The sequence below is a fragment of the Cronbergia sp. UHCC 0137 genome, from assembly GCF_034932285.1.
Taxonomy (GTDB): Bacteria; Cyanobacteriota; Cyanobacteriia; order Cyanobacteriales; family Nostocaceae; genus Cronbergia.
In genome coordinates this window covers 23152-42044 of record NZ_JAYGHC010000025.1, presented here as the reverse complement: position 1 = coordinate 42044, position 18893 = coordinate 23152, and the positions used below count along the sequence as shown (strand labels likewise).

18 protein-coding genes are annotated in these 18893 nt (G+C 38.5%); 10 read left to right on the top strand and 8 right to left on the bottom strand.

What is annotated here, in order from left to right; genetic code table 11:
* Positions 1-135 precede the first annotated feature (135 nt).
* The 4 genes from gltB to VB711_RS14570 form a co-directional block, all read right to left on the bottom strand.
* A complete protein-coding gene (gene gltB / locus VB711_RS14585; protein ID WP_323286829.1) occupies positions 136-4812 on the bottom strand; it encodes a glutamate synthase large subunit in 4677 nt (1558 codons plus the stop codon).
* 698 nt (positions 4813-5510) lie between these two features.
* Positions 5511-6365 carry a Uma2 family endonuclease gene (locus VB711_RS14580; RefSeq protein WP_323286828.1) on the bottom strand — a complete coding sequence of 285 codons (855 nt, stop codon included), beginning with the start codon at positions 6363-6365 and terminating at the stop codon, positions 5511-5513.
* A 240-nt stretch (positions 6366-6605) separates the two neighbouring features.
* The gene (locus tag VB711_RS14575) at positions 6606-6959 is read right to left on the bottom strand and encodes a DUF86 domain-containing protein (RefSeq protein WP_323286827.1); all 354 of its coding nucleotides are present in this window, start codon (positions 6957-6959) and stop codon (positions 6606-6608) included.
* A complete protein-coding gene (locus VB711_RS14570) occupies positions 6946-7281 on the bottom strand; it encodes a nucleotidyltransferase family protein (protein ID WP_323286826.1) in 336 nt (111 codons plus the stop codon). The genes VB711_RS14575 and VB711_RS14570 overlap by 14 nt, the downstream gene beginning before the upstream one ends.
* A 177-nt stretch (positions 7282-7458) precedes the next feature.
* Here VB711_RS14570 and VB711_RS14565 point away from each other — a divergent pair, with 177 nt between their 5' ends.
* Positions 7459-7644, top strand: a complete 186-nt coding sequence (locus tag VB711_RS14565; protein ID WP_323286825.1) for a hypothetical protein — start codon at positions 7459-7461, stop codon at positions 7642-7644.
* A gap of 137 nt (positions 7645-7781) precedes the next feature.
* Here the strand turns inward: VB711_RS14565 and VB711_RS14560 are convergent, their stop codons facing one another.
* From VB711_RS14560 to VB711_RS26460, 3 genes are all read right to left on the bottom strand, one after another.
* A complete protein-coding gene (locus VB711_RS14560; protein WP_323286823.1) occupies positions 7782-8147 on the bottom strand; it encodes a hypothetical protein in 366 nt (121 codons plus the stop codon).
* 373 nt (positions 8148-8520) lie between these two features.
* Complete coding sequence (locus VB711_RS26465) at positions 8521-8769, bottom strand: hypothetical protein (protein WP_416233580.1); 249 nt, start codon at positions 8767-8769, stop codon at positions 8521-8523.
* 2 nt (positions 8770-8771) lie between these two features.
* The gene (locus VB711_RS26460) at positions 8772-8939 is read right to left on the bottom strand and encodes a DUF4277 domain-containing protein (protein ID WP_416233579.1); all 168 of its coding nucleotides are present in this window, start codon (positions 8937-8939) and stop codon (positions 8772-8774) included.
* A gap of 678 nt (positions 8940-9617) precedes the next feature.
* Between VB711_RS26460 and VB711_RS14550 the strand changes: the two genes are divergently transcribed.
* Positions 9618-11054 (top strand): DUF2157 domain-containing protein, encoded by a 1437-nt coding sequence (locus VB711_RS14550; protein ID WP_323286821.1) that lies wholly within the window; start codon positions 9618-9620, stop codon positions 11052-11054.
* Between the two features lie 324 nt (positions 11055-11378).
* Positions 11379-12107, top strand: coding sequence for a GDYXXLXY domain-containing protein (locus tag VB711_RS14545; protein ID WP_323286820.1), 729 nt, complete (start codon positions 11379-11381; stop codon positions 12105-12107).
* Between the two features lie 180 nt (positions 12108-12287).
* On the opposite strand, the gene VB711_RS14540 is transcribed toward VB711_RS14545, so the two are convergent.
* Positions 12288-12527, bottom strand: coding sequence for a hypothetical protein (locus VB711_RS14540; protein WP_323286819.1), 240 nt, complete (start codon positions 12525-12527; stop codon positions 12288-12290).
* 170 nt (positions 12528-12697) lie between these two features.
* Here VB711_RS14540 and VB711_RS14535 point away from each other — a divergent pair, with 170 nt between their 5' ends.
* From VB711_RS14535 to VB711_RS14505, 7 genes are all read left to right on the top strand, one after another.
* Positions 12698-13255, top strand: coding sequence for a Uma2 family endonuclease (locus VB711_RS14535; RefSeq protein ID WP_323286818.1), 558 nt, complete (start codon positions 12698-12700; stop codon positions 13253-13255).
* Positions 13256-13359: 104 nt separating this feature from the next.
* Complete coding sequence (locus tag VB711_RS14530) at positions 13360-13917, top strand: Uma2 family endonuclease (protein WP_323286817.1); 558 nt, start codon at positions 13360-13362, stop codon at positions 13915-13917.
* Positions 13918-14182: 265 nt separating this feature from the next.
* A complete protein-coding gene (locus VB711_RS14525; RefSeq protein WP_323286816.1) occupies positions 14183-14803 on the top strand; it encodes a DUF4340 domain-containing protein in 621 nt (206 codons plus the stop codon).
* Positions 14804-14818: 15 nt separating this feature from the next.
* Complete coding sequence (purU, locus tag VB711_RS14520) at positions 14819-15673, top strand: formyltetrahydrofolate deformylase (protein WP_323286815.1); 855 nt, start codon at positions 14819-14821, stop codon at positions 15671-15673.
* Positions 15674-15801: 128 nt separating this feature from the next.
* Positions 15802-16158, top strand: a complete 357-nt coding sequence (locus tag VB711_RS14515; RefSeq protein ID WP_323286814.1) for a hypothetical protein — start codon at positions 15802-15804, stop codon at positions 16156-16158.
* Positions 16159-16599: 441 nt separating this feature from the next.
* Positions 16600-16971: a carboxymuconolactone decarboxylase family protein gene (locus VB711_RS14510; RefSeq protein ID WP_323286813.1), complete on the top strand. Its 372-nt coding sequence runs from the start codon at positions 16600-16602 to the stop codon at positions 16969-16971.
* A gap of 370 nt (positions 16972-17341) precedes the next feature.
* Positions 17342-18892, top strand: coding sequence for an EthD domain-containing protein (locus VB711_RS14505; RefSeq protein WP_323286812.1), 1551 nt, complete (start codon positions 17342-17344; stop codon positions 18890-18892).
* Position 18893: the final 1 nt, after the last annotated feature.

Here is an 18893-nt window from a genome sequence, read left to right as displayed (position 1 = left end):
AAGATATCTCCAAAAATTAAATATATGTTCCATCAAAACCCTTATGTAGAGACGTTCCATGGAACGTCTCTACAAAGTATCTAGTCTCAATTAATCCTGTTCATTTTCAGGACGTGAAAATCCTGATTTCCATTACTAATTTACCGAACTTAACTGTTTTATCTGTACTCCCACTTCAGGGTTAGCCTCTGGACTGTCTGCTTCAGAGGGTGGAACTAATTGCCAGAATTTAGGTAGGTATTCTGTCCAATTTTCGAGAATCTGTTTAGCTTTGGGGGAACTTGTGCGATCGCTGTGCAATCTAATTAACTCATGCAGTTGTTTTTCCCCTGCAACTGTGATCACTCGCTGGGTTTTAACAATAGCACGGTTGACCAATTCTGAGAAAGAACCATCTTCATCTAGAAAATAAGCTAATCCCCCAGTCATTCCTGCACCAACGTTGCGTCCCACCTTACCTAAGACGACAATCACCCCACCAGTCATATATTCACAACAATGGTCTCCAGCACCTTCAATTACGGCTGTACCTTTGGAATTACGCACAGCAAACCGTTCTCCGGCTAAACCATTGGCAAACAACACCCCACCAGTAGCACCATAAAGGCAAGTATTACCAACGATCACGTTTTCTGATGGATTGTAGGTAGCATCTGGTGAGGGCTTAATGATAATTTCCCCTCCATTCATCCCCTTACCAACATAATCGTTAGCCTCTCCTGACAAGCTAAGGGTGACACCAGCTAGGTTAAATGCACCAAAACTTTGTCCTACACTACCTTGGAAGTTAAGGTTAATTGCCCCTTCAAAACCACTATCACCGTACTGACGAGCTATTGCGCCAGCCAATCTTGCCCCCACAGTCCGGTCTGTATTCACAATAGCGTAGGTTTTGTCAACAGTGGACTGATTTTTAATTGCTACTTGAACACCCGCATCTGCCAAAATTTGGTCGTCCAAAACTGCACCGTTGCTGTGGACTTCTTCATGGAATAACCAGCTACGATTGGTTTTTGTATCGGGTAACTGAGTTAAACAATCGAGGTTTAAGGACTGGGTTTTAGTCAGTTTAGTATCAGTGCGGGTGGTTAATAAATCTGCGCGACCAATCAATTCTGATAGGGAACGGTAGCCTAGTCTAGCTAACAAACTGCGGACTTCTTCGGCGATGAAGTAGAAGAAATTAACGACGTTTTCTGGTATACCTGTAAACCGTTTTCGCAGTTCTTCTTTTTGGGAAGCGACACCGACGGGACAGTTATTGGTGTGACAAATCCGCGCCATAATGCAGCCCTCAGCAATCATGGCAATAGAACCGAAGCCGAACTCCTCTGCACCCATTAAGGCAGCGAGGAGGACATCCCAGCCGCTTTTGAGTCCACCATCAACTCTTAATATTACGCGATCGCGCAAACTATTTTCCATCAACACCCGATGTACTTCTGTTAACCCCAATTCCCAGGGTGAACCAGCGTGTTTAATAGAACTTAAAGGTGATGCACCAGTTCCCCCATCATGACCAGAAATTTGAATAATATCGGCGTTAGCTTTAGCTACACCCGCCGCAATTGTGCCAATACCGATTTCTGCCACCAATTTCACCGAAACTTTAGATTTTGGGCTAATTTGATGCAAATCAAAAATTAACTGGGCTAGGTCTTCAATGGAATAGATATCATGGTGTGGTGGTGGAGAAATTAATGTTACACCAGGCTTGGAACGTCGCAACATGGCGATATAAGGGCTAACTTTGGGTCCTGGTAACTGTCCACCTTCCCCTGGTTTTGCACCTTGCGCCATTTTGATTTCTATTTGTTTGGCTGTGGCGAGATACTGGGGAGTGACACCAAACCGTCCTGATGCTACTTGTCTGATAGCACTGGCGGCTGTATCGCCATTTTGTAAGCCTTTTAGATGAGGTAAAGTCGGGGAATGACCGGAACCATCTACATCATTTAAAATATTGTAACGAACTGGATCTTCTCCACCTTCCCCAGAGTTAGACTTACCACCAATGCGGTTCATAGCGATCGCTAAGGTTTCATGAGCTTCCCTCGATAAAGCACCTAGAGACATTCCCCCAGTACAGAAGCGTTTGACAATATCGCTAACCGATTCTACCTCTTCGATGGGGATAGAGGGGATGTCACTTTGAAAATCCAATAAATCACGCAACGCGGTTATTGGTCTATCTTTTAGATGTTGTTTGTAAACTGCATAATGGTCGTATTGCTTACCATCTACGGCTTTATGCAGCGCCTTTGCTAGTTCTGGGCTGTTGCTATGATATTCACCACCGGGGCGATATTGGACAAAACCCAAGTTTTCTAACTTTTTGGTAGTCAGTTCTGGAAAGGCTTTGCTGTGGAAGGATAGCACCTCTTGGGCTAATTCACTTATCGTTAACCCACCAATGCGGGAAGTTGTTCCCCAGAAACCCAGGGCTAACAAATCTGCACCGATTCCAATGGCTTCAAAGATTTGGGCGGCTTGATAACTAGAAAGGAGGGAAATTCCCATTTTGGAGAGAATTTTCAGCAATCCTGATTCTACCGCTTTCCGGTAATTAGCGATCGCACCTTCCAAGCTCACCGCCGCAATTTTTCCTCTTTCCATAAACTGCTGCGTCTTGGAATCAGACCACCAATCTCGCACCGTAGCCAAAGCCATATACGGACAAACAGCACCCGCACCATAACCCAACAAACAAGCAAAATGATGGGTACTCCAACATTGAGCCGTATTCACCACCAAGGACGTTTTCATCCGTAACCCTTGGCGAATCAAGTAATGGTGAACTGCACCAACAGCCAATAAAGGGGGAATATAACTATATTCTGCCCCAATTCCTGGATTTGCTTTGTCACTCAATATTAATATCTTCACCCCAGCCCGTACCGACTCGGCCGCCTGTTTTTGTAAAGATTCCACAGCCACCTTTAAACCCTGTGGACCAGATTCAATGGGGAATAAAGTTGATAATTCAGCCGTCGCAAATCCTGACAGTTTAATTGCGTCTAACTCTGCTTCCGTCAACACCGGCGAATCTAACTTCAATCGACGAGCATATTCGGGCTTGGGTTCTAACAAATTCCCCCGTTCACCCAATTCCACCGTCAAAGACATCACCAATTTTTCCCGCAAAGGGTCAATTGGTGGATTTGTCACCTGAGCAAAACGCTGTTTAAAATAGTCATACAGCAAATGGGGTTTGGTTGATAAAACAGCCAAAGGAATATCATCACCCATGCAGAAAGTCGCCTCTGCACCGGTCGCCGCCATGGGCTGAATCACCATTTCCACATCTTCTGTAGTATAGCCAAAAGCTATTTGTTGTTGGAGTAAAACCTGTTTATTATCTACAGGTGAATGGCCGTTTCCATTGCTATGGTGTCCATTTCCATTCCCATTTCCCCCCAAGGATTCACTACCAACCAATTCCTTCAGTTCTTGACGATACTCTTCCAACCATTTTCCGTAGGGATGATGATTAGCAATGCGCTGTTTAATTTCCCAATTTTTCAGCACTTCCTGGGTAATTAAATCCACCGCAATCATTTGTCCAGGACCCAATCTGCCTTTCTCAATAATATCTGCTTCTGGGAACTCTACCACACCCGCTTCTGAAGCCACCACAATATAGTCATCTTTAGTAATTAGATAACGGGCTGGTCTTAAACCATTCCGGTCTAAGGTCGCTCCAACTCTTTGTCCATCACTAAATACTAACAGTGCCGGTCCATCCCAGGCTTCTTGTAGACCACTGTAATATTCATAAAAATCAACAATTTCTGGATAGTTTTGTAAAGATGGTTGATTTTTATAGGCTTCCGGCACCATAATCATCAGAGCTTCTTCGGGCGCTCGTCCAGAACGTACCAGCAACTCTAAAATATTATCGAGGGTAGCTGAATCACTATTATCAATATTAACTAAGGGCTTGAGTTCGTCGAAGCGATTTTCCCACACCGGATGATTTAAGGTGGCTTCCCGTGCCATCATCCAGTTAATATTTCCTAATAAGGTGTTAATTTCGCCATTGTGTCCTAACAGCCGCATTGGTTGGGCTAAAGGCCATTTAGGCATGGTATTGGTGCTAAACCGTCGATGATACACTGCAAAGGCACTTTTATAGGCGGGATTTTGCAGATCTTCATAAAAGTCTCCCAATACTGCCGATCGCACCATGCCTTTATAGACAATTGTACGACTAGATAAAGAACAAATATAGAACTCTTCGGAAATTTCTTTGGCTACTTGAAAAATCCGTCTCCGGGTAATGTACAGTTTCCGTTCTAATTCTTCTCCGGTTTTATCAGCCGATTTTAAGAAAACTTGGGCAATTTGGGGCTGATTTTCCCTGGCTTGCACTCCTAACAAGTCTGGACGCACGGGGACTACTCGCCAGCCCAGTACAGTCAAATTTTCTTCTGTGGCTATTTGGGTAAATGTGGCTTTGGCTTTGGCTGCTGCTTCTGGGTCTTGTGGTAAAAATATCATTCCCACAGCCATGTTTTCAGGAGTAGAAAAGTCAATCTCTCCCAAGACATAATTATTTTGGAACAATTCCCAAGGAACTGCTGTCAATATACCTGCACCATCTCCCGAATCTTGGTCAGCACTGCAACCACCCCTGTGTTCTAGACAGGTTAAGGCTTTTAGGGCTTTGTCTACAACTTCATGGCTGGCAATGTTTTGACGCTGGGCGATAAAACCCACACCACAAGCATCTCGTTCTTCCACTAGCCACGGTTGTCCTTGCATATCTGATAATTTGATGTTTTGACCCTGATCTAAATGCTGATGATTCATACTCTGTTCCTGAAAGATTGAGTTACGGATTTTGCCACTACTGTTGAGAAAAAATTTCTAATTTTAGTGATGCAGAAATACATAATCACCAAAATTTAGGGAAAAAAATTTTAACGTCGAGTTTGGTTTTGATGTAACTCGTGTTAAAATGGTAAGTTATTTTTGTCTTTTTTCGCACTGACTCAAACAGCCGCTTTTGCTAAAACATTTTTTCAGTGATGACAATTTTGAGTTTATATCCTTAAAACCCGCTTAGATTAACAATATTACCAGCGATCGCTAAGGATGTAAAATTATCATCCAGTTTTTGATCAACCGGACTACTGTTGCATAAGGAGCAAATTTGTATAATTTGAGACAAAGCTTTCCGATTTTAGCAGTCAAATTAGCCGCTTATTTTTATAAGAGATAATTACCCAACGTAAATAATATCATATCACAATCTTGTAGAAATGAAGCGTTTTCTACAAATAATCTTCTTTTCGCAAAATGTAGAGAGATTCCCTGGAACGTCTCTAAAAGAGTCCTCACGGCAGGATATGAGGCAAAAGTTGTAGAAGAACTACCAGAAGAAGATCCTATCAAAGTTTCACCTTTTCAGCACTGCTAAACCCCTACACATATTCGGTATTTTCTGTCAATGCTTGTACGGTTTTTCTCCCTTGTCCCCCAAGTCTTGCCATCACGACAATGTAAAATTAAATTTCATCGGGATTTATATTCAGAGATTTTAAGTAAGCTGCTAGTTTCTCTTTTTCTTGGCGCTCCTGAAGTGCTATGCGAGATGCTTCACGAACAGCTATTTCTGCTTGTTCTTTCGCAGTCCGTTCTAATTCAGCCCGTTCTTCAGCACTTTTAGCCCGTTCCTCAGCACTTGTAGCCCGTTCCTCAGCACTTGTAGCCCGTTCCTCAGCAGTGGGATACCTCACCCCAGAGCGATCGTACCAATAAACCCACTCTCGCTCCCATTTGCCACTATTCCCACGCTCACAGCCAATTCCTAGCCCTACTTCTGGCATCCAGAACATTTTGCCATTTTCTGCTAATTTAGATATAGCTGGTATTAATTCATATTTTCTATCAATTAATTTATAAACTTCCAAAGACTGGTGTTTTTTATATAATCCCCTTCTGCCACTCAATGGATTGTAAATCACATAATATAAAATTCCTAAATTTTGATATTCCTGTAATTTATCATCATATTCACCGTTGTATTTATGGGAAACTACTTCTAATACTAAAATTGGTAATACTTGTTCTTGCCACAGTACATAACTTAATCTACCTCCTTCATTTTTGAGTCGTTCTACTCCTAAAGCTAAAAACCCATCGGGAACAATTGATTTAGATTTGATGGGTTCTTCAATATTTGGTTCATAGTAGATGCACATATCTACACCCCAAAACCAATCTTCTCTACTGTTCCAAATCCATTTCAATATATTTAAGAGAATATTGGGAATATCGTTTTGTAGTTCATTATCCACTGGGGTTTCGTCGCCATCGGGTAGGTCTTCGGCAGTGGGCAGATTATAAGGTACTGTAATCATTGCTGGTTGCCTGTGATTTATTTAATTATGGTAACTCATTTCATCGCTTCAGCCACAATACAGGTGCAATTACTAGGTTATACTCAGATCCCAGATTTTTTTAATAAGTCGGGGATCTAGGTGATTTATTACTGATAAACTAATACCATAATTTTACGATATCGAGTAATGTTTCGTCAATATTTGGGCGGTTACTAAATACAATACCCAGATCCCCAACTTCTTTGAGAACTCAATGATCTATACTCCTGATGATTTTATAGTCTTGATAATTTTTTCTAGCACAGCAATTAATTCAGGTAAAGCGATGTGAATAGTATCCCAAAGTCGAACCAAATTTATGCGATCATATTCATGGGCTATACGATTTCTCATCCCAATAATTTGATGCCAAGGAATTTCGGGCATTTCTGCATGAGAATCTTCAGAAATTCTCCGGGCTGCTTCGCCAATAATCTCAAATTGACGAGTAACTGCTGCTTGACGCATTAAATCAGACTGAAAGTTTTCCCAACTAACGTTTGCGACAAACTCCTGAGCTAATTTTGCAGCATTAAGCATATCCATCAAATAGTTATCTTCACGAGGTAGCATATACAACTTTATAAGATCCTAAAATTTCTTTCTTGCGTTGATGGTTAAAACTTTGTTCTATGCTTTCACGCTCAATTAAATCAACATCCCTACCCAAAATATCTTTTAAGTTATCTTGAATATCAACAAGGTCGAACAGCGTCCAATGAGCATCTGGATCAAATACCACTAATACATCAACATCACTTTTATCAGGCTGAAAGTCATCTCTCAGCACAGAACCAAATAAAGCAAGTTCTATAATTTTCCATTGTTGGCAAAATGCGGCAATTTGCTCATAATCAATGGGGATTTGGGTTTTGATTTTTTGCAAAGTGTACATAAGTGGTTAAGATATTACTCTGCCTCTAATTATGACATATTTTTTATTTTAAAATAGTTTTGTCTTCTCATACAGTATAATATAAATACCCCACCTTTAGGTCTAGGGAAAGGTTTCATTTTAATCCTCGTCCTAGTCAAAGAGAGTTGGAAGCGCTGCTGCAAGCAGTTCGCACCTGTGGTAGAAATAGATGTCCAAAGGTTAGCCAAAATGCCGTCACCTGCTGGGGTGGGTATGCAGCATGAACCCATTCGGTTATGTAGTGCTTGCTATGCGGAAACAGCGATCGCCATAATTTGCGTTTACTTTCCAAGTCTCCCAAGTGTGAAGCTAAGTTTAAAATCCCTGCCTTATGGGAATTAGGAGTTTGTCAACGATGTTTGATGACTTTTGCTATCACGGCTAAGTATCAGAAGCGATTTGAGAATTTTGAGATTAATTGCCCTAAAATTTGATTATGTTAACAATAATTATTGACTATCACTCTGTAATCATTAAAACTAACTAACTACAAGAAATAAATGGAGGATAGACATTATATTTTGTCCATTTTGCAGATGACGAGTGCGATATATATTTTGTGTTGTTCCAAAACTTTGCTCATCAGCCCAATCCTCTTTTAAGCATATATCATTTTTATATTTATTCAGGCGATCGCAAATTAAATCAATACAGTTATTAATTTTACCATCAATTACAAAACCTAACATTGCTGCATAGTCATGACCTAAGCTGTATGTACCTTCAACAAATCTTTCTACACCTTCTCTAACATAATCTGTTGCTAAATATCTATTTGGTTCTGTACTGCTAACTCGCTTACATTCCATTCCAAAGTATTCATTTTCGTTATAACCATAACCCACATTCCGCACCCCAATAAATGAAGATATTCAAGATACAGATTATAAGTTAGACTAATAAATTGAAGTAAAAAACGAAATTATAGACATAGTAAAATAGAGCAATAAATCAAACAGATTAGCTCCTAAATCTGATATTAATTAAATTAATGAAGAAAAGAATTAAGTGGCTAATTGATAGTAACGAAAACAATCATCTGGTAAAAGATTCAGAATAAAATTGCTATCTTGAGTCCAATTAGAGACGTGTTGTTCGTTGTTATATTCAACTACATGAATACACTGACAGCATTGAAAAATCCAGCGTAAAGTAGGACGGTCAGTTGCTTTACCTAATTGATTTTTAATTGTTGATTTAGAATCTTTCAGAGCATTTCTAATTTAATGTTGATATTAATGATTTTGCTGCTTTTATGCTTAAGGGTACTCGACATAACCAACGTAATTCTGACATCATTTTCAGGTTTGATTCTGTATATAAAGCAGCGTCAGCAACGATGAGACTATTAACTTCTAATTGTTTTTGATATTCTACTGCTATTTGACCCAAGTATGATGAATCTATTTGGTTTCCTGATGCTAGTTTTAAAAATATTGGTATGTCTCCATCTCCTGAACATATCATTTCTATGATGAATTGTTTTTTACTACTTGACCTGCACTTACTTTCTCGCTTTTTTCAACTCCTATTAATTCATTTATTATTTCTACTATTCCGATTGAATCTATCATCCCTGCTACTATCCCTAGATGATCTATGTTTTGAATTTCTATTTCTTGGGGTTTTAATTTCACAACAGATTCCTCTACTTGTTATATTGTGATTCTCTCATTTCTTGCTTTTGTGAACAATTAATTTTTTAATCATATCGAATTTTCTCTTTCTTTCAGTCCCGTTACGAAGTTCCACTTTCTCACTCCATGTCCAGCTTAATGCTACTATTCTCATTAAGCTTCTTACCCTTGGAATGATCCTTAGTCATTATGTACTACTCGCTAGGCTTTTTTGATATGTGACAGTTCAGGGTGCGGAATGTGGGTTCAAGAAGTCGGGGATATATTAGACATCTCCAGAAAAGTGGAGACGTTCCATGGAACTTCTCTACAACGGTTCTAAGAAACGCATATTTACAGCGATTTTCGGGTAAATAAACCACATTTTCCTGTCTCACGCAGAGACGCAGAGGCGCGGAGAGAAATCAAGAGTGTGGTCTAAATACATGAAAATTGCTGTAATTCTCATCAGATGTCTTGTCTATCTCTATTAATTAAGTCAGATAAAAAAGTGTTACAGCAGAACAACGCAAATAATATATTTAGCCCCATACTGAAAATATCGTGAACACCATTCAAATCCCAGCGCAAGAATACCTATCTTCTTGCTTTCTTCTCTTTGCGTTCTTTGCGTTCTTTGCGGTTGATTAAATCCATATTCTTCTTAACACCAAGCAAACCAAAACACCAGAGAGGGTGATGATACTCAATAATTTTACCAGACAATTACGCCAAGAAGCGCAACGTTGGCGAGATGAAGGACTTATTAGTTCTTCCCAGTACGATCAACTATCAAATCGCTACCAATTCAATAAACTAGAATCAGAGTCAAAGGAAAACTCAGTCCTAATTGCTATTGCTATAGGTAGCTTGCTTTTAGTATTAGGTATAATGACCTTTGTAGCAGCAAATTGGTTAATCTGGCCAAGAGATGTCAAATTCATTTTATTAATGAGTTTGTTCTTATCAACAAGTATTACTGGATTTTATACTTGGAGACAACCTGTATTAGGAAATTCCGAAGGCAAAAAATCACAACGGGGTAAACGCTTATTAGGGGAGGCTTTAATAGTTCTCAGTGCCTTAATTTTAGGGGCAAACCTATTGCTGATGGCGCAAATATTTAATATTAGCGGTTCAGCTTCTCAATTATTTTTGGCTTGGGGTTTTGGTGTGTTAGTGATGGCTTATAGCCTATCCCTAAATTCTTTAGGAATACTATCCATCATTCTCATTCAAATTGGCTATTGGGTAGGATTAGGAGAATTTTGGTCATCTCCTAGCGATTTAAATTGGGCGCGTTTAGCTATTAGACATATGCCCTTATTGTCGTGGTTGTTCTTCATTCCCTTAGCCTACTTGTGTCGTTCACGGGTGGTATTTGGACTGGGAATATTTGCCTTTATTATTTCCTTGCAATACAACATCAATCCTCTACCACTTCTAACTTTTTCTGATGCGGTGCCTTGGGTAGCTTCTTTTGCTTTAGCTTTACCACCTGCGTTATTATGGAGTTATGATGATTTACTTTTTCCCACTGTAAATTATCGGGTATTTCAATCTTTAGCCCGTAATTTAGGATTGATCTGTTTTGGTGTTGTTTTTTATCTGTTGTCTTTTCGTTGGCAATGGCAATCTTTTGGTTTAGGAACTTCTTCACCAAGTACATTTTCTAATGTATTCCGATCTTTACCAATAATTGATTTGGGTATTCTTAGTGGATTGGCAGTATTGCAATGGTTGTTTTTAGTGAGGCAAAGAAATAATCCAACCCGAAAAGAAGTATTTTTCACGACTGCTGTAATTCTGACTTTTCTAGGTTTTATTGTCATCATACCTTTTTGGCATCAAGGAATTAGTCGGATTACAGAACTCGGTCTTTTTATTTTCAATATCTTGTTGATAACATTAGCCTGGGGGTTAATTCAAGAAGGATTGAAGTTACGCAACAGACGTTCTTTCTGGGGCGGGATGTTGTTGTTAACTTTGCAAGTTATCAGTCGGGTGTTGGAGTACGATACAGATTTACTTTTTAGGTCGTTAGTATTTGTGACCTGCGGTTATTCTTTGATTACTGCTGGGTTGTGGTTTGAACGTCGGTTATCTTCTGGATCTAATTCTGGTAATAAGAAGTAAGATCGAAGTTACTCGTTTTCAACTAAGATATTTTATCAAAAAGAATACAGGAGCCAGGAGTCAGAAATCAGAATGAATTATGTACGACTGGCGGATGTATAATTGGGTTTAAGACCACCACAAAATCATAGATTTAGTGGTCAATAAGAAAGTAGTGAGTATGAATCCCCCACTAATTCATTCTGACTCCTGGCTACTGACTCCTGACTCCTTCTTCAAGAAATCTCTGCGTTTAAATTCCTATCTAATATTTCTGAGTAATGGGTGACAGGATTAATTTCTTGCTTCTCCCTTCTTGTCTATTCTTAATTATGAATTAATGTCATGAAAAGTAACTCATCTGAATCAAAAAAAACCTTAACTCCAGAGATGGAGTTTTCTGAAAAGTTGACTTTTCGGGATTATTTGATAGCTACTGAACAGAAAGCAAATCAACCTTTACCAATTTGGCGATTAATTGCACCTCTGTTGTTGCAAGTTGGGCTAATTATGGCGGTTCCAGGCCAAGCACTTTATACTGATGTGGCGGGTAAATCAGTTATTTTGCAAAGCCTACCTGTTAATCGTAATGATCTGTTACGGAGTTATTCTTTAACGTTGAATTACAATATTTCTAGGCTGCAAACTTTGAGAAGACTTCCTGGTTGGAGGGAATGGGTAAACAGAAATACTCTGAGAAATAGACAGATTTCTCCTGGAAGCACATTATATTTGATTTTGCAAGAGAGATTTTCTGGAAATCAAGGTGTTCCAACTGCTTGGCGACCTATACGTGTGAGTAGCGATCGCCCTACTTCTCTTTCTAACAATCAAGTGGCTTTAAAAGGTAATTATCAGGATGGTTTCATTAACTACGGTTTAGACAATTATTACATCCCTGATGAACAACGCCAAAGGATTAATAATGAATTGCAATCTCAGCCAACTAGAAATGGTAGAGTATCGGGAATAATAGTCCAGCTAAAAGTTGATCCTCAAGGTAATGCTGTCCCGGTTAGTTTGTGGATACGCGATAACAGAAGTCGGGGAGGCTATCGCAATTATCGTTTTTAAAGGTTAACATTAGCCATCTCCGAAAATTAAATACGTGTGGACTAAAACCCCTGTAGAGACGTTCCATGGAACGTCTCTACTTTATCGGAGATGTCTATTGGGTAAAAATTAAATATGCGTTATCTACAATTTTTGTAGAGACGTTCTAGAAGACATCTCTACATTCTTTTTTGGAGATGTCTATTCTTTATGTCCTAAATTCCAGGTCGCACCAAAAGCAGCCCCAGCCCCGGCTACTAATCCCGTACTCATGCCTTGAATTGTTCTCTGTATGGGATTTTGAGTAATGCAATCACTGGAAACTGTACTCTGTTGTAAACATATTCTGCTTTCTGCCCATCCAGATGTTCCCCCTAAAATCACACCCGACACACTACAACAAATAACAAGTAGTAACAACCGTTGGTTTTTTCTAACCATAGATAGATGTGTGAACCACAAGCAAAGGTCAACGGTTAAGATTAAAGGGTAAGGGGCATTTCTGTCAAGGGCATTAGTTAGCGATCGCCCTACAGTTAAAATCCCCAGAAAAGGCGTAAAATTGGTTTATATACAATGATTAAACCTTTATAATCAGGAACATAAATTTTATGACAGTTCAATTACTCAAACATAAATTTACCACAGAGCAATATCATCTGATGCACGAAGCAGGTGTTTTTTCAGAGAGCGATCGCCTGGAGTTAATTAATGGAGAAATTACGGAAATGTCCCCAATTGGTAAAAAACACGCGGTTTGTGTGGCTCGTTTAAATGAGTTATTTTTTACACGTTTGTTATATAAAGTACAAATCTGGTCACAAAACCCAATCCTCTTAGATAATGGTTCAGAACCACAGCCTGATTTAGCAATTTTAAAACGGCGTGATGATTTTTATGCAGAGGGTTTACCAACACCTTCAGATATTTTGTTAGTCATTGAGGTTGCTGATAGCACAATCGCCTATGATCGGGAAATCAAAATGCCACTTTATGGGGCGACAAAAATCCCTGAAATGTGGTTATTTGATCTTAATAAAAAAGCGATTGAAGGATATTCTCAACCATCAACAACAGGCTATAAACGGATGCAGCGCTACGAGGAAAATGATATATTTTCCATGCTGGCTTTTCCTGATGTTAATTTTACTTGGCAAGAGATGTTTTAGCTAATTACGTTGTAAATTCTGTGGATTAAAAATTACAAAATATGCAATTTAATTTCAAGGTTTAGTGATTCATACAAAAACTTATAATCAGGAACATTAATTTTATGACAGTTCAACTACTCAAACATAAATTTACAACAGAGCAATATCATCTGATGCACGAAGCAGGTGTTTTTTCAGAGAGCGATCGCCTGGAGTTAATTAATGGAGAAATCACAGAAATGTCCCCAATTGGTAAAAAACACGCCGTTTGTGTGGCTCGTCTCGACAGAATAGTGCAGAAAAAACTCAGCGATCGCACTATGGTTTGGGTACAGAATCCAATTCGGTTAGATAATAATTCAGAGCCACAGCCAGATTTAGCTATTTTAAAACTTCGTGATGATTTTTATGTAGAAAATTTACCAACACCTCCAGATATTTTATTAATTATTGAGGTTGCTGACAGCACAATCACCTATGATCGGGAAATCAAAATGCCACTCTATGCGGCGGCAGGAATCCCTGAAATGTGGTTATTTGATCTTAATAGAAAAGCGATTGAAGGATATTCTCAACTATCAACAACAGGCTATAAACGGATGCAGCGCTACGAAGAGAATGATACATTTTCTATGCTGGCTTTTCCTGATGTTAATTTTACTTGGCAAGAAATGTTTTAGCTAATTACGATATAAATTACTTAACTCAAGTTGCTAGTTATTAATTTTTCGGATATTTTATATTGTGTAGGGTGTGGTTCGGCAAGCTCACCAACCACGTCAGACAGAATAATTTAGGCTAAGATCGCTAATTTTAAGTTTCTGACGCACCTTATTGGATCTAACTAGCAACTTACGTTACTTAATGTAAAGCACAATCACTCAAATTTTCTAGTAATATGTAATAGACACAGGCTTAAAAGTTCCCAATATCTATTCAAAATTGATGAAATTGCCAAAAACAACTTTGATTTTGTTATTATTAGCCCTTGGTTTGGGTGGATTCGTTTATTTTTATGAAATTAAAGGTGCAAATCACCGAGAAGAAGTTAAACAACAACAGCAGGAAATTTTCTCTTTTACACCTGAAGATGTCCAAGCTATGACTATTAAAACTAAAGATATTACATTGCAACTAGAAAAGAGAACCTCCTCAGCAAAACCTCAGTGGTTAATTAAATCCCCAATATCAGAACCAGCTAATGATGCTATTGTTTCTTATTTGATGGATTTATTAGTCAAGGGTAAAAGTGAAAAAACCGTATCAACATCAACTGGTGAATTATCGAAATTTGGTTTAGATAAACCCCAAGCAAAAATTGATATTAAGCTCAAAAATCAACAAACCCATCAATTAATTTTAGGAAACCTTGATTTTAATAATAATTTTTTGTATGCTCAAGTAGATCCCATTCCTACAACCAATGAAAATATTAATTTACTCCTGGTATCTAAAGATTTTGCTAATGCCGTAAATCGACAATTATCTGAATGGAGAGAATTAAAAACTGATAGGGAATCCCAACCTTTGCCTAGTCTGAATTTAGAAAATTTACCCAAAAAATAATCATCAACCTTAAACATGATTAAACCAACAGCAACACTCTTAATTTCCTGTCCTGATCAACGGGGTTTAGTAGCAAAATTTGCAAATTTTATCTATTCTAATGGAGGTAATATCATTCATGCAGACCAACATACAGATTTTGAAGCAGGTTTATTTCTTAACCGCATAGAATGGCAATTGGATGGGTTCAATTTACCAAAAGATTTAATTAGTCAAGCCTTTAATGCCATTGCCCAACCTTTAAATGCTACCTGGAAATTACATTTTTCTCATACTATTCCCCGCATAGCAATATGGGTAAGTCGTCAAGATCATTGTTTATTTGATTTAATTTGGCGACAAAGAGCAAAAGAATTTAATGCTGAAATCCCCATTATTATCAGTAACCATAGACATTTACAAGAAGTAGCAGAAAAATTTGATATTGAATATCATTATATTCCCATTACTAAAGAAAATCGACAAGCACAAGAAATAAAACAACTAGAGATATTAAATCATTATAACATTGATTTAGTAGTTTTAGCAAAATATATGCAGATTATTAGCGCCGATTTTATAAAACAGTTTCCCCAAATTATTAATATTCATCATTCATTTTTACCAGCTTTTATTGGTGCTAATCCCTATCATCAAGCTTTTGAAAGGGGGGTAAAAATTATTGGAGCAACGGCACATTATGCTACTGCTGATTTAGATGCAGGACCAATTATTGAACAGGATGTTGTGCGCGTCAGTCATCGAGATGAAGTGGATGATTTAATTAGAAAAGGTAAAGATTTAGAACGAGTCGTTTTAGCTAGGGCTGTCAGATTACATTTACAAAATCGTGTATTAGTTTATGGTAATCGAACAGTGGTTTTTGAATAATAAGTTGCATTAATAAATATCGTATATTCTACTACGCTCATCTAATTCAGAGACTATACTCTGGTTATTTTCGATAATTTGTTAGAAAATTAAGGATAAGCGATTTTAAAAGATTTGGATAAATGATCATGAACACTAAAATTACTACTGTTTTAGTCACTATCGTTACTGTTTCAAGCCTGAATATCTCAATGTATGCACAGTCAACACCAATGAAACCACAGTCAGGAAGTTTTATTTTAAATGGTGATTCTTTGATCAACATTGATCAAAGAAGTTCAGAATCTGATTTTGGCAAATTTTTTGAGCAAAATTCTGGCAACTTTTCTAGCAATCAAGGAGAGAACAACAGTAGTTCTGAAGAATTACCTCTGACTGAATCAATATCACTACCAAGCAATTCAGTTTTTTTGCAACCAGCAAGTCAAAGTTTTGATGGTAATGATGGTGTACAGGTGCAATTAGATTTGAGAAACAATCAGTAATGCCATGTCTATTTAAATACTAGCGATACCTCAACATTTGAATTAACGTTGAACATCTTTTCTTGTTGTCTTGATCCTAGTCCAAAGGAAGACAGTATAGGCTTTTTAGCAATTTCAAATGGTTGGTTTATTTACGCCGTACTGATTAGATTCTTTTGAGTGCTTGTATGGAGTGGAGAGTGCAAGGTACAAGCCATTTAAAAAAACATAAATACTATTTTTTGTCAATCCGTAAATTCCAGTAATTTGCTCTTATGTAAAAAGTTATTAAGTCAGCAGCTACGGGAAAATAAGGTGAGTGGAAATATGTGGTAAATTATGTGAGTTTATATTGTATATTTACAAAAAGTTAGTTACATCTTCATGGAAAGTAGAGGGTAATAATTAGCATCTTGATAAGGGGTTACTAATTTTCAGCGTTAATGGTTAGATATTTAATTAATGTCAGAACACTTAGGGAAAAGTCAAGCTATGAAGTACGAAAATGCAGTTTTAGATGACTTAGAACTTCAACAGGGCTTAAAACAAATAAATCCTAAATTTGGTGATTTTGTAACACGTGTAGCAGGTGAAGCATGGGGCTTACCGCTAATTGATCAAAAAACCAAAGCCCTAATCACGATCGCTGTGGATGTGATTAATCAAGGACAAAACGGTCCGGGAAGTCCCTTTGGCGCTCACGTCAATATGGCTCTCAAGCAAGGTGCAACCCCTGAAGAAATTGAAGAACTACTCTTGTTCCTTTGCGCTTATGCAGGATTCAACAAAGTAGCGGGATGTTTTGGTGCTTTGAACGAAATTCTGGGGAAATAAGTTCCAACTTGATCAATACCAAGTAGTTACAGCGATGTAAACGAAGTTAAGAAAATGTTTAGAGTTAAACAAATGAACTCTAAGCGTGATAACGGTATTAATCAGTAACTACTGTAATGGACTAAGAGCAGAAAAATAAAATCATTGATTGTTGATCATGATAAATGTGGTAAATTTGAGCCAAATTCATCACGCAATTTGAACATTATCGCTGTATAAACTTGTTCTATCCAAATAGCAAGAGATAGAAAACAACAAAAAAGGGCGATCGCTTGATTTAAAAACAGTAATTTTTCTCAAGTTTTAGCCTTGATCACAAATTAAGTGATACAAATCAAAATTCAGTAGTGATGGAAAAAGGATAGCAATAATGCTCTCAGTCATCAATCAACCAACCAAGGTAGACTATTCCGCAAGAGATCAAAAAGGAAAAGTAGCCTTTTACGTCCTTTTGTGGAAAAGACAAGGAATCTCACTAGAGCTTTTCGACGACTACTGGCGAGACGTACATGGTCCAGTTTGTGCCAGACTACCAGGACAATATCAATATTGGCAATTCCATGTAGCCCATAACCAAGGAGGGTTCTGTCCCCAGATACCAGGACTAGACTACACCTGGGACTCAGAAGACAACTTTGATGGCATAGCCGAACTAACCTTTGAGAGTGAAGCCGACCGTCAGACATGGTTCAAAGCCTCAGCCATATTGATGGATGACGAGCATAACCTGTTCCGTAAAGCCATAGGTTACAACAGCAGCCCCGGTAACTCCATCACCTACAAAGATGGCATCCCCACCGGCGACCCCAACGGTGACGTTGGAGCAATCAAATTTCACGTCATGGTCAAAAAAGCCGACGGCGTGAGTACAGAAGCCTTCCGACGCTATTTAACTGACACCTTTGCCAGACATATCAGCAATAGTGATGCCCTACTCAAATTTAGACTGCACCTATTTGAAGAAGTAGACAACTCCCGACCAGATGCAGCAGGAGTCAGTCACTACGAACCACCAGCAAAACAATATCATGCCGCTTATGAAATAGCTTTTGCCAATCATTTAGAAAGGGAAAAGTTTTTCGCCTCTTCTGACTATGCTAGAGCCATTCAAGACGCTCCTAGATACATCAGACAAATCCAACCCTTTCCAGAACGCACAGCATACACCTTTGTTTACGATGGTCAGATGACCCTTGCCGGTCAAAGGAGTTCTTCTGTCGCTGAACTGGTGACAGAAATTGGAGCAGTAAATCAACTTCAGGAGGATATAAAATCTCTCATGTTAAACCACACCCTTTACACCCCCACCACCAACGGTTTTTCTTCCACCCCTGCAACCCAACCAAAGCCAACCAAAAAGCGCACCAATTATTACGCAGGTTTATCAGCCGATTATTCTCGTCCTGGCTTAGTAAGTCCCTATGTAGCTAACAAGCTGATTGAGGATGCTGAAAAAATCGTGGCCATGAAAGAGCCTAGATTGCCAGAAATTGGACCCTATTACACCCTGGAACAAATCGAACAAGAAAACAGATATTGGTGGCCTACCCATTGTGAAGCCTTGAGACAGGGTAGAGGAGACATCTTAACTGGCGAATATCGGGATGATTTGGTTTATTTCTGTCAAGATGGACCCTACCAAGGTTTAGAACAACAAAAAGAAAGAGAAAAGCATTGGTGGGCGTTGATTGCTCAACCAGGCGTTACCATGTGCTGGCCAATAGTAATGTTTTTTGGTGAACATACTTACTTTGAATGGAAATGTGTAGACGACGAAACCAACGAAACCCTCGCTAAAGGTAACGTGACTTGGGTGCGTCGTGGTCATAGAGGGGCGTGCTACTTGAAAACCGAACAACTGACCTTCTACCGTGATGTATTTGCTGCTAACGAACTGTTGACATTGATCACCACAGCTTGAG

What these genes read in the sequence shown, in the direction of transcription:
- VB711_RS14540 (WP_323286819.1), bottom strand. Translation starts at nt 12,527, where the DNA reads ATGGTTAGAAAAAACCAACGGTTGTTACTACTTGTTATTTGTTGTAGT.
- VB711_RS14575 (WP_323286827.1), bottom strand. Translation starts at nt 6,959, where the DNA reads ATGCTACCTCGTGAAGATAACTATTTGATGGATATGCTTAATGCTGCA.
- VB711_RS14510 (WP_323286813.1), top strand. Translation starts at nt 16,600, where the DNA reads ATGTCAGAACACTTAGGGAAAAGTCAAGCTATGAAGTACGAAAATGCA.
- VB711_RS14505 (WP_323286812.1), top strand. Translation starts at nt 17,342, where the DNA reads ATGCTCTCAGTCATCAATCAACCAACCAAGGTAGACTATTCCGCAAGA.
- VB711_RS14570 (WP_323286826.1), bottom strand. Translation starts at nt 7,281, where the DNA reads ATGTACACTTTGCAAAAAATCAAAACCCAAATCCCCATTGATTATGAG.
- VB711_RS14580 (WP_323286828.1), bottom strand. Translation starts at nt 6,365, where the DNA reads ATGATTACAGTACCTTATAATCTGCCCACTGCCGAAGACCTACCCGAT.
- VB711_RS14525 (WP_323286816.1), top strand. Translation starts at nt 14,183, where the DNA reads ATGAAATTGCCAAAAACAACTTTGATTTTGTTATTATTAGCCCTTGGT.
- VB711_RS14515 (WP_323286814.1), top strand. Translation starts at nt 15,802, where the DNA reads ATGAACACTAAAATTACTACTGTTTTAGTCACTATCGTTACTGTTTCA.
- VB711_RS26465 (WP_416233580.1), bottom strand. Translation starts at nt 8,769, where the DNA reads ATGATATGTTCAGGAGATGGAGACATACCAATATTTTTAAAACTAGCA.
- VB711_RS14535 (WP_323286818.1), top strand. Translation starts at nt 12,698, where the DNA reads ATGACAGTTCAATTACTCAAACATAAATTTACCACAGAGCAATATCAT.
- VB711_RS14545 (WP_323286820.1), top strand. Translation starts at nt 11,379, where the DNA reads ATGAAAAGTAACTCATCTGAATCAAAAAAAACCTTAACTCCAGAGATG.
- gltB (WP_323286829.1), bottom strand. Translation starts at nt 4,812, where the DNA reads ATGAATCATCAGCATTTAGATCAGGGTCAAAACATCAAATTATCAGAT.
- purU (WP_323286815.1), top strand. Translation starts at nt 14,819, where the DNA reads ATGATTAAACCAACAGCAACACTCTTAATTTCCTGTCCTGATCAACGG.
- VB711_RS14530 (WP_323286817.1), top strand. Translation starts at nt 13,360, where the DNA reads ATGACAGTTCAACTACTCAAACATAAATTTACAACAGAGCAATATCAT.
- VB711_RS14550 (WP_323286821.1), top strand. Translation starts at nt 9,618, where the DNA reads ATGATACTCAATAATTTTACCAGACAATTACGCCAAGAAGCGCAACGT.